The organism is Kitasatospora sp. NPDC007106, assembly GCF_040634455.1.
In the GTDB taxonomy this organism is placed as follows: domain Bacteria; phylum Actinomycetota; class Actinomycetes; order Streptomycetales; family Streptomycetaceae; genus Kitasatospora; species Kitasatospora arboriphila.
Genome location: NZ_JBEYFP010000180.1, coordinates 1 through 10,333, shown reverse-complemented (window position 1 = coordinate 10,333; position 10,333 = coordinate 1). Strand labels below are relative to the sequence as shown.

Sequence of the window (10,333 nt, the reverse complement as noted above, 5' to 3'; positions counted from 1 at the left end):
TGGAGGAGCCGCTGCCCGAGGGCCGGCTCCTCCATCAGCGGGCGGCGGGTGGCCTCCCAGACCGCCCGCCCGCGGTTCGTCACCTCGCCCCAGCGGTCGCCCGAGCCGGCGCCGAAGGCCGTGTCCAGGGCCTTGGCGACGCCGCCGCGGGAGGCGTTCGGCAGCACCAGGTCGGTACCGTCGGGGAAGAGGTGCCGGCTCTCCGGCTCCACCGGGACGAGGTCGACCAGCTGCTCCAGCGGCTCCCGGCCGCTCTTCAGCGCCAGGTCCCGGTAGACGGCCGGCAGGTTGAGCACGCCCGGCCCGGTGTCGAAGGCGAAGCCGTCCCGTTCGTACCGGCCGACCATGCCGCCGTACGTCGGGGCGGCCTCGCACACCGTCACCCGGTGGCCGAGGGTGCCGAGCCGGGCCGCTGCCGCGAGTCCGGCCATGCCTGCGCCGATGATGACGATCCGTGCCATGGGCGCTGAGTCTACGGGCGAACCCGCGCAGGTCACCCGGGGGCTGCCGCCCTCACGTGCTCGTCAGTACTGCGGCTGGACGGTCGCGGTGCGCGCGGCCCTGCGCTCGCGGCGGCGCTGAAGGAAGCGGCGGATGCGGGAGACGGCGAACCAGACCAGCAGCACCCCGACCACCAGCAGCACCGCGGCCGCCGAGGCCGCCACCCACGGGTGGAAGACCGCCAGGGTGACCAGGCCGGCCACCGAGAGGTCCTCCAGCAGGCTGACCACGATGTTCGAGGCCGGCTCGGGCGAGGTGTTGACCGCCATCCGCAGCGAGGCCTTGATGCCGTGGCTGACCAGAGCCGTCGTACCGCCGAGCGCGCCCGCGGCGACCTCGCTCAGCGAGCCGGGGTCGTTGCTCGCCATCAGCACGCCGACGACGGTGCCCGCGGCCGGGCGGATCACGGTGTGCACCACGTCCCACACCGAGTCCACGTACGGGATCTTGTCGGCCACCGCCTCGCAGAGGAACAGCACCGCGGCGGCGATCAGCACGTCCGTGCGCTCCAGCGCCGGCGGCACCGACTCGGCGCCGCCGAACCGGCCGAACAGGCCGAGCAGCAGGACCACGGCGTAGGCGTTGACACCGCTCGCCCATCCGCTGGTGAAGATCAACGGGATGATGCTCAACTCTGCTCCCCTCCGGCAGGGCCGCCCGACACCCGGGCGGTCGGGACGTACCGTACCGGTGCTCCAAGGACGCGCCGCACGGCCCGCCGGTTCCCGGGCGCCCGGCCCGCCCGGGGACTGAGTACGGATACTCAGGGCCACGAATGAGTACGCCGACGGATACCCCCTGACCTGCGGGGACGCCATAGTGGTGGGCGCCGGGCGGGGTGAGCGCGAAGCACCGTCCGGGAAGCGACAGGGCCGTCCGCCGACCGTGGGGGACCGGCTGGCCGGCCCGGTCGCGTGCACGGGCCGTTCGGGGCCGCGCACCGCCGGCACGGGGCGGCGGAGCGTGGTCCGGGGGGACGGCCCGACCGGGGGAGACCGGAGGCCGGGGGAACGGCCTCCGGCAGACGTGCGGGGCGGCGGCGCCCGGCCGGACGGCGACGGGGGTGCCGGTCCGGCCGCGTCGCCGCCCCCGCCGCTCCTCCCGCCGCCGTGCTCCCCGCACCCCCGGCGGACCGTTCGCACCCGGGATTGTCAGTGGCGGTTGCCACGCTGGAGTGGCGCGGGCCGCCCGGCCCGGGCAACCCGCATCGGACCGGGGGAGACCATGACCATCAGCCGCCCCGAGCGCGTCACCCGCCACCCTGTCGCCGAGACCCTGCCCGCCGGACGCACCCGCCCTGCCGACGTCCACCCCGTGGTGCGCCGGACGGACGCCCCGCCCGCCGCCCTCGACCTGCTCCGCCAGGCCCACCGCACCCTCACCGCCGCCCGCGGCCTGCCGGACCCGCTGGAGCGCTACGCCACCGCCCACCTCGCCGCGCTGCGCACCACCGCCGCCGTGCTCGCGGTGCGCGGCCGGCCCGAGGGCAACCCGCGACGCCGCAAGGCCATCCGCAGCGCCTGGGAGCTGCTGCCCGGGGTCGCCCCCGAGCTCACCGAGTGGGCCGTCTACTTCGCCGCGGGCGCACGGCGCCGGGCCGCCGCCGAGGCCGGCATCCGTACCGCGGCGACCGCCCGCGACGCCGACGACCTGATCCGCAACACCGGGCTGTACCTGCGGATCGTCGAGCGCCTGCTCGGACTGAGTCCGGTCGTCCCCCAGCAGCCCCTGCCGCTGGCGTAGCGGGCCGCGGCCGTCGGGCGCCGTTCGGCCGGCACCGCAGGGCCTAAGGTGGTGGCGTTCGGTGATCGATCCCAGTACCGAGGAGCTCCGCCGTGTACCCGACGCGCCCCCGCAGTGCCCTGCGTACCGCCGTGGTCTGGGAGGTGCTGCGCACCGCCCTGGAGCAGCGCACCGCGGAGCTCGACCGGCCGGTGCTGGACGTCCTCGACACGGGCGGCGGCACCGGCAACTTCGCGGTGCCGGTGGCCCGGCTCGGCCACCGCGTCACGGTCGTCGACCCGAGCCCGGACGCGCTCTTCGCGCTGGAGCGGCGCGCCTCCGAGGCCGGGGTCACCGGTCTCGTCCGCGCCGTCCAGGGCGACACCCAGACGCTGCCCGAGGTGGTCGAGGCCGGCTCGGTGGACGCCGTGCTGTGCCACGGCGTGCTGGAGGTCGTCGACGACCCGGCGGAGGCGCTCGGCAGCCTCGCCGGCACGCTGCGCAAGGGCGGCCTGGTGAGTCTGCTCGCCGCCAACCGCAACGGCGCGGTGCTCGCCCGCGCCCTGGCCGGCCACTTCGCCGACGCCCGCGCGGTGCTGGACGCCGAGGACGGCCGCTGGGGTGCCGGCGACCCGATGCCGCGCCGCTTCACCGGCGAGGAGCTGTCCGGCCTGACCGCCGCGGCCGGCCTCCAGGTGCGCTCCGTGCATGGCGTACGGGTCTTCGCCGACCTCGTCCCCGGGGTGCTCGTCGACACCGAGCCGGGCGCGATGGAGGCCCTGCTCAAGCTGGAGCTGGCCGCCGCCGAGGAGCCCGCCTTCCACGCCGTCGCCACCCAGCTCCACCTGCTGGCCGCCCTCGTCTGAGCCCGCCGCCGGGCGCCGCCGCGCCCCTTGGGCTGCGGAGATTCCGATGATCCGGGCACTTGTGCGCGGGCAGGGGCGTTGGCACCGGTGCAGGGCGGCTCCGAAGTGGTTGATGGCACGTGTCCACGACCACCCCGAACAGGCCCTGTGGACCGTATGATCTGGGTAAAGCCGGAAAGCATGACACCCGAACGCCTGGGGCATATGGACCTCACAGGATCAGGCCCAGGGGTGGCGGACCGGTCGCCCCGCGACCGACGAGTAGGAGGACTCCGTGCCGCTCTCGGAGCACGAGCAGCGACTGCTCGAGCAGATGGAGCGAGCGCTGTACGCCGAAGATCCCAAATTCGCGTCAGCGCTTGAGGGAACCGGCCTGCGCACCTACACCCGTCGGAGGGTCTACCTGGCCGCCGCAGGGTTCGTGGCTGGCGTCGGTCTCCTGATGGGAGGCATGGTCGCCCAGCTGATCTGGGTGAGCGTGATCGGTTTCCTGGTGATGCTTGGCTGCGCGGTCCTCGCCGTGACCGGATGGCGACGCGGTGCCCTCGGGCACGGATCGGGCCCCAAGGCATCCCCCGCTCCCCGCCGCAAGGCGAACGTGATGGACCGGATGGAACAGCGCTGGCAACGCCGCCGCGACGAACACGACGGCCTCTAGGACCACTGGAAGCACGAGCGACCGACCGCCGGGGGCGGGCAGTTCACCGAACTGCCCGCCCCCGGCGCCGTCGTCCGACGGGCCGGGAGCGGGACCGGTCAGGACCGGCCGTCCTCCTCGGGCGGACGCCGCAGCACCCGGCGGACGGCCGTGCGCACCGCACCCGCCACCGTGTCGAAGCGGCCGCGCACCGCCTGCTGCACCGCGCCGACCCGCTCGGTGGCCCGCCACCACAGGCGCACCGCCGACGGCGGCAGCAGCACCGCCCGCAGCCGGCCGTACCGGCCGACCGACGCCCGCAGCGCCTCCCGGGTCGCGAGCACGTCCGCGCCGAGCGGCGGCACCGGTCCGGTCTCCCGGGCGTACAGCACCTGCTCGGTGGCGAGCGCCACCCGGCCCGCGGCCGCCTGCGCCTCGACGTCCAGCGAACCGAGCCGCGCGATCCGCGCCACGGTGCGGCGCGGCGTACTGGCGTCGTCCGGCGGGATGCCGAGGTCCCAGGCCGAGTCGATCAGCTCCTGCCAGGCGGCCAGCACCTGCGCGTCGGTGAGCTCCGTGCGGTCGGCGCCCGCCAGGTGCCGTCCGGCGCCGAGCCGGCGCCGCCGCAGCCTCGCCCGCCACAGCGCCGGCACCGCCAGCAGCACCAGGGCCAGCGCCACCAGCGAGAACGTCGCCAGCGCCCGCCAGGACAGCCACCACGGCTCGCCGTGCACGGCCTGGTCCGCGGCGGTCTGCTGGTCCGCGCAGTCCTCCGCGCGGTGGCCGCCGCCGCAGCTGTTGGCCGCACCCGGCGAGGCCGACGCGGCGTCGCTCGGCTCGTCGGTCGGCTGCGCCGTGGTCGCCCCGGCGGACGGGGCGGTCTCCGGCCGGGTGTAGCTCGGCACGATCGCGCCCTGCCCGGCCGACGGCGTCGGCTCGAAGCGCACCCACCCGGTGCCCGCGAAGTACAGCTCCGGCCAGGCGTGGTAGTTGGTCGACCGCACCACGTACACCGAGCCGTCGCTGGAACTGCCCGGCGTGAAGCCGATCGCCACCCGGGCCGGGATGCCCAGGGTGCGGGCCATCGCGGCCATGGTCGACGCGAAGTGCACGCAGAAGCCCCGCCGGTCCTGGAGGAACTTCAGGATCGCGGTGCTGCCGGTGCCGGCCTCGATGTCGGTGTCGTAGTGGAACTGCGGCGAGGTGAACCAGTCCTGCAGCGCCACCGCGCGGTCGAAGGCGTTGTCCTTGCCCGCCGTCACCTCCTGCGCCGTCCTCGCCACCTGCGCCGGCAGCGAGTCCGGCAGCTGCAGGTAGCGCCCGGGCAGGTCGGCGGGGACGGGGCCGGCCGAGCGCAGCTGCTCGGCGGTCGGCCGCACGTCCAGGCTGGTCACGTCGTACGTGAGGCCGTCCGTCTTCTGGCCGTCCGCGCCGACCACGGTGCGGGTCTCCGGCTCGTACCGCCAGTTGCCCTGCACCTTCACCGAGTTCGCCGGGTACGGCAGCGGCAGCCAGTCGGTCCGCAGGTTCTGCGAGATCGCCACGTGGGTGTCGGCCTGGGTGACCGCGACCGCCGAGGACAGGCCCGCGGGCTTCGGCAGCGGCTCGGGCCGCTGCTGCAGCTTCTGCGGGGAGAACCGCCAGTCGACGCCGTTGAACTCGTCCAGCGCGCCGATCCGCAGGTACATCTCGCCGACGGACTGCGCGGTGGTGCGGTACTGCAGCAACGGCACCGCGTCCGTCCGGTGCAGGCTCTCGGTCAGCGCCACCACCGGGTTCAGCGAGGTCACCCGGTACCCGGACCCGCTGCCGGAGCCCGAACCGCCGCTGCCGCCGATCGCCCCGACCAGCCCCAGGCCCGCCTGCGGCAGGAACGCCGGCACCGCCACCGCCAGCACCAGCGCGATCACACCGACCCGGTGCCCGCTGTGCACCGGCGGCGTGTTCGTCGCCTTGCCCCGGCCGCTGAACACCCGGCCCCAGCGCGACAGCCGGTCCTGGCCCTCGGCGCGCAGCAGCAGCAGGTAGCCGCCGGCCGCGGGCAGGAACCAGATCCACGAACCCGAGCCCACCCCGGACAGGCCGCAGCCCACCGAGTACAGCGCCAGCAGCGGCAGACCGGCCGCCGCCGCCCGCCGGTGGGTCACCGCCAGCGCGTCCACCAGCACCGCGATCAGGGCGACCGAGCCGACCAGCACCAGCCGCAGGCCCGCCGTGTCCGGCGCGGGCACCGCGTACTGGCCGAGGTCCGTGCCGGCCTGGGTGAGCAGCCCGCTCAGCGCGTCCAGCGCCCGGCCGCCGGGCAGCAGCCCCCAGGCCATCGACCGGCGCACCGACAGCAGCATCAGCGCGTACAGCACGATCAGCAGCTGCAGCGGGGTGACCGCCCAGCCGGCGACGGCGAGGCGGCGCAGCCCGGTGCCGGCCCCGGCCGCGACCAGGACCAGCAGGACGGCCTGCACGAACCAGCCGTGCGTGGTGATCAGCGGCAGCAGGCACAGTGCGGTGAGCGCCGTCGCCGTTGCCGCGCTGATCGTCAAACGGGCCCGGGTGGTCACGCTCCGACCTCGTCTCGGTAGGGGCTCGACTGCTCGGTGCGGTCGGCCGAACGCCACAGCTCGGGCAGCGAGGCGCCGGCCTTCACCGGCAGCACCGTCCAGCCGGCCCGCCGCAGCATCTTCTGCTGCTCCTCGAAGTCGCCGTCGGAGGCGTCCGGCAGCAGGTGCCGCAGCCCCGCCCAGGTCGCCGTGTCCAGCAGGAACAGCACCGCGCCGGCGGCCCGGCGGCGCAGCCCGCACAGCCGCTCCAGCTGCTCGGAGTCGAGGGAGCCGACGATCGCGACCAGCAGGCCCTCGCCGCCGCGCAGCACCTCCTCGGCGCGGGCCAGCCCGCCGCCGTCGGAGTGGTCGACGACCGCGAGCTCGTCCAGCAGCAGCCCGTTCGCCTCGGCGGGCGTCGTCGCGGCCGGGTTGCCCGCGGACGGCACCGCGCGACCGGTGTCGGTGACCAGCCGCGTCCGGTAGCCGCGGTCGACCAGGTGGACGCCGACGGACGCCGCGCAGCTCACCGCCCACTCGAAGGACGAGCCCGGCCCGGAGCCGCGGTGCGCGATCTCCCGGGTGTCCAGCAGCACCGCGGCGTGCGCCCGCAGCGGCTGCTCCTCGCGGCGGACCATCAGCTCGCCGTACCGCGCGGTGGACTTCCAGTGCACCCGGCGCAGGTCGTCGCCGTGCCGGTACTCGCGCGGGATCACGTCGTCGTCGCCGGCCAGCGCCAGTGCCCGGGCGTTGGTGTCGCCGTGCCCGGCCCGCTCGCCCGGCAGCCGCACCGGCGGCAGCGGCACGACCTGCGGCACCACCGTCAGCACGTCGGAGGCGTTGAACGAGCGGCCCAGCTCGCACATCCCGAACGGGTCGGACAGCCGCAGCTGCAGCGGGCCCAGCGGGTAGCGGCCGCGCAGGTCGGAGCGGACCCGGTAGGACACCTCGCGGTAGCCGTGCGACTCGACCCGGTCCAGCACGAACCGCGGCCGCGGCCCGAGCACGTACGGGACGCGGTCTTCCAGCATCAGCACGCCGGTGGGCATCCGGGACACGTTGTCCAGCCGCAGGTGCACCCGGGCCTCGTGGCCCGCCGGGGTGCGGTGCGGGGACAGCCGGCGGCCGCCCGCCACCCGGTAGCGGGTGCGCAGCAGCCAGAGCGCGGAGACCAGCGGCAGCGCCGCCAGCAGCACACCGACCCGCAGCAGCGCGTCCTGCCCGAAGACGTACGCGCACAGCGAGGCGGTGATCCCGGCGGCGAGGAAGGACCGCCCCCGGGTGGTCAGCCCGTGCAGCCCCGCCCGCAGTCCGTGCGGCGCCTGCCCGGCCTGCGGCGGAGGGTTCTCGCCCGCGGCCACGTCAGCCGCGCCCCTGCGGACGGGGGATCGGCAGCCGCGCGACCAGGTCCAGCACGACCTGCTCGGCGGTGCGCCGGTTCATCCGGCTCTCGGCGGTGGGCAGCAGGCGGTGCGCCAGCACCGGCACGGCCAGCCCCTGGACGTCGTCCGGCACCACGTAGTCGCGGCCCTCCAGCGCGGCGGCCGCGCGGGCCGCCCGCACCAGGTGCAGGGTGGCGCGCGGCGAGGCGCCGAGCCGCAGCTCCGGGTGGGAACGGGTGGCGGCGACCAGGTCGACCGCGTAGCGGCGCACCGCGTCGGCGACGTGCACCGAGCGGACCACCTCGATCAGCTTGAGGATGTCGGCGGCGTGCGCCACCGGCTGCAGGTCCTCCAGCGGATTGGCGCCGGCGTGCACGTCCAGCATCGCGAACTCGGCCTCGGGGCTGGGGTAGCCGATCGACACCCGGGCCATGAAGCGGTCCCGCTGCGCCTCGGGCAGCGGGTAGGTGCCCTCCATCTCGACCGGGTTCTGGGTCGCCACGACCATGAACGGCGAGGGCAGCTCGTAGCTGGTGCCGTCGATGGTGACCTGGCGCTCCTCCATCGACTCCAGCAGCGCCGACTGGGTCTTCGGCGAGGCCCGGTTGATCTCGTCGCCGACCACGATCTGCGCGAAGATCGCGCCCGGCCGGAACTCGAAGTCCCGCTGGTGCTGGTCGAAGACGTTGGTGCCGGTCACGTCGGAGGGCAGCAGGTCCGGGGTGAACTGGATACGGCGCACCGTGCAGTCCACGGACCGGGCGAGTGCCTTGGCGAGCATGGTCTTGCCGACGCCGGGCACGTCCTCCAGCAGCAGGTGGCCCTCGGCCAGCAGCACGGTCAGCGCGATCCGGACGGCCTCCGGCTTGCCCTCGATGACGCTCTCCACCGACGCGCGGATGCGCTCGGCCACCGCGCCCAGCTCCTGGAGCCCCGCGGGCCTGCGCGCCGCGAAACCGTCGGAACGGGTCGCGCCCGCCGTGCCCTGCGTGTTGTAGGTCGTCACCCGTTCGCTCCCATGTGGACCACTTGTGCCGGCTCAGGTTGCCGGCCGACCGATGGCGCACCGCCCGGGCGGGCGTGCGAGTCCGTCGAGGAGTGGCACGGGCGGTGGGCGTGCGGCGGGCCGCCCCGGTGGATCGGGGCCGGGCCTGCACGGGCATTCTTCCCTGTCGTGCGGCCGGAAGTCACTCGGGCGGGCGAGACGCGTGCAGTGTCCCGGTTCGTCCCGGCACCACCGACGCCCGGGGGCGGGAGCCCCGGGCGCGGGAAGGGGACCCGGACGACGCTGGCCGGGTCGGAGCGGGTCGTCCGCCCCGGGCGGGGCGGACGCGGAACGTCAGGCTCAGTCGACTTCGCGGAGCAGGCCGGTGTGGACGTCGAAGACGAAGCCGCGGACGTCGTCGGTGTGCGGCACGAACGGCGAGGTGCGGACCCGCTGCATGGACTGGCGGACGTCGCCGTCCAGGTCCACGAACGCCTCCACCGCCCACTGCGGGCGCTGGCCGACCTCGGCCTCCAGCTCCCGGCGGAAGTCCTCGGTGAGGCCGAGCAGGCCGCAGCCGGTGTGGTGGATCAGCACGACCGAGCGGGTGCCCAGGGCGCGCTGGCTGATGGTGAGCGAGCGGATGGTGTCGTCGGTGACGACACCGCCCGCGTTGCGAATGATGTGGGCGTCGCCGAGCTCCAGGCCGAGGGCGGCGAACAGGTCGAGACGGGCGTCCATGCACGCCACCACGGCGACCTTCTGCACGGGGCGGGCGTCCATGCCGCCGTCGCGGAAGTCGACCGCGTACTCGCGGTTCGACGCCACGAAGCGGTCGATGATGCCGGAGGCGGAGCTGGCAGCGGCGTTCGGCACGGGCCGGTCGGGGGTCACTGTCATGGTGACGAAGGTAATCCGAATCCCGGCGCCGTGGTGCGGGCGGCCGCGGGCTGTGATCGAGTCCATAGCCCCGCTGCGCCGCAGGCCGGGCGGGTTGCACCGTTCCGCCCGGTATGCCCGGCGCGGACCGCGTCGGTGCGCCCGGCCGGCCCGCCGCGCCCGCGGCACCCGTGACCTGCGCGGAGCCGTACCGCCGCCCGGGTGGCGCTCCGTCGGGGAGCGTTGACTCGGCGTGAGCGGGCGATAGTCTGGCGGCGCAGTGGAGCACTGCCCCGGCGCCCCGCCGACGCCCCCGGGCCGGCGAGGGGGCGCTCCCCGTACGCGGCCCGCGGCCTCCACCCGCTCCTGTGCCACCTGGCGCACCTTCCCCGGTGCCGGGCGGTCACTCCTTCCCCAGGCGAGCGGGCGGGGACCGCGGGCCGTGTGCACGCGGGCGGTCCCGGCCCGGCGGCCGGAGCCGCTCCGGCGGTGGGCGAGAATGGGGCCAGCCGTCCGGGCCCGGGCGGCCGCACCGAGGAAGGTCGCCACCGCGCAATGAGCAACGAGAGTCCGGCACCCAAGCACGTCCCCGTGATGCTGCAGCGCTGCATGGACGCCCTGGCCCCCGCGGCCGGTGCCCCCGGCGCCGTGGTGGTCGACGCCACCCTCGGCCTCGGCGGCCACAGCGAGGCGATCCTCACCCAGTTCCCCGGGGCCCGGCTCGTGGGGGGGGGCGGCGCCCCGGCCGCGCGGCGGGGCGCCCCCGCGCCGCGCGGCAGAGCACACCACTGAAAAACAAACAACACAAGAAAAAAATTGTATTG

At 75.5% G+C, this 10,333-nt stretch carries 9 protein-coding genes and 1 pseudogene; 4 read left to right on the top strand and 6 right to left on the bottom strand.

The window, feature by feature from the left end; translation table 11 throughout:
- Together ABZ641_RS16780 and ABZ641_RS16775 are read right to left on the bottom strand one after the other, a co-directional pair.
- On the bottom strand, window positions 1–461 hold a 461-nt coding region (locus ABZ641_RS16780), incomplete at its 3' end, for an NAD(P)-binding protein (protein ID WP_359982568.1).
- A 63-nt stretch (window positions 462–524) separates the two neighbouring features.
- Complete coding sequence (locus tag ABZ641_RS16775; protein WP_344628017.1) at window positions 525–1,133, bottom strand: DUF4126 domain-containing protein; 609 nt, start codon at window positions 1,131–1,133, stop codon at window positions 525–527.
- Window positions 1,134–1,725: 592 nt separating this feature from the next.
- On the opposite strand from ABZ641_RS16775, the gene ABZ641_RS16770 reads away from it, so the two are divergent.
- From ABZ641_RS16770 to ABZ641_RS16760, 3 genes are all read left to right on the top strand, one after another.
- Window positions 1,726–2,244: an SAV_6107 family HEPN domain-containing protein gene (locus tag ABZ641_RS16770; protein WP_344628016.1), complete on the top strand. Its 519-nt coding sequence runs from the start codon at window positions 1,726–1,728 to the stop codon at window positions 2,242–2,244.
- Window positions 2,245–2,336: 92 nt separating this feature from the next.
- Window positions 2,337–3,089: a methyltransferase domain-containing protein gene (locus tag ABZ641_RS16765; protein WP_344628015.1), complete on the top strand. Its 753-nt coding sequence runs from the start codon at window positions 2,337–2,339 to the stop codon at window positions 3,087–3,089.
- A gap of 274 nt (window positions 3,090–3,363) precedes the next feature.
- On the top strand, window positions 3,364–3,747 hold the full coding sequence (locus ABZ641_RS16760) for a DUF3040 domain-containing protein (protein WP_030262858.1): 384 nt from the start codon (window positions 3,364–3,366) through the stop codon (window positions 3,745–3,747).
- Window positions 3,748–3,845: 98 nt separating this feature from the next.
- On the opposite strand, the gene ABZ641_RS16755 is transcribed toward ABZ641_RS16760, so the two are convergent.
- The 4 genes from ABZ641_RS16755 to ABZ641_RS16740 all read right to left on the bottom strand — a co-directional run bounded on the left by ABZ641_RS16755 (window position 3,846) and on the right by ABZ641_RS16740 (window position 9,530).
- Window positions 3,846–6,284 carry a DUF3488 and transglutaminase-like domain-containing protein gene (locus tag ABZ641_RS16755; protein ID WP_359982563.1) on the bottom strand — a complete coding sequence of 813 codons (2,439 nt, stop codon included), beginning with the start codon at window positions 6,282–6,284 and terminating at the stop codon, window positions 3,846–3,848.
- Window positions 6,281–7,624 carry a DUF58 domain-containing protein gene (locus tag ABZ641_RS16750; RefSeq protein WP_344628013.1) on the bottom strand — a complete coding sequence of 448 codons (1,344 nt, stop codon included), beginning with the start codon at window positions 7,622–7,624 and terminating at the stop codon, window positions 6,281–6,283. Before ABZ641_RS16750 ends, ABZ641_RS16755 begins: the two co-directional genes overlap by 4 nt.
- A 1-nt stretch (window position 7,625) precedes the next feature.
- The gene (locus ABZ641_RS16745; RefSeq protein ID WP_344628022.1) at window positions 7,626–8,567 is read right to left on the bottom strand and encodes a MoxR family ATPase; all 942 of its coding nucleotides are present in this window, start codon (window positions 8,565–8,567) and stop codon (window positions 7,626–7,628) included.
- A 423-nt stretch (window positions 8,568–8,990) separates the two neighbouring features.
- Window positions 8,991–9,530: a carbonic anhydrase gene (locus tag ABZ641_RS16740; protein ID WP_344628012.1), complete on the bottom strand. Its 540-nt coding sequence runs from the start codon at window positions 9,528–9,530 to the stop codon at window positions 8,991–8,993.
- 534 nt (window positions 9,531–10,064) lie between these two features.
- On the opposite strand from ABZ641_RS16740, the pseudogene mraW reads away from it, so the two are divergent.
- Window positions 10,065–10,235: pseudogene (gene mraW, locus ABZ641_RS16735) on the top strand (16S rRNA (cytosine(1402)-N(4))-methyltransferase); the annotation flags it as partial.
- Window positions 10,236–10,333: the final 98 nt, after the last annotated feature.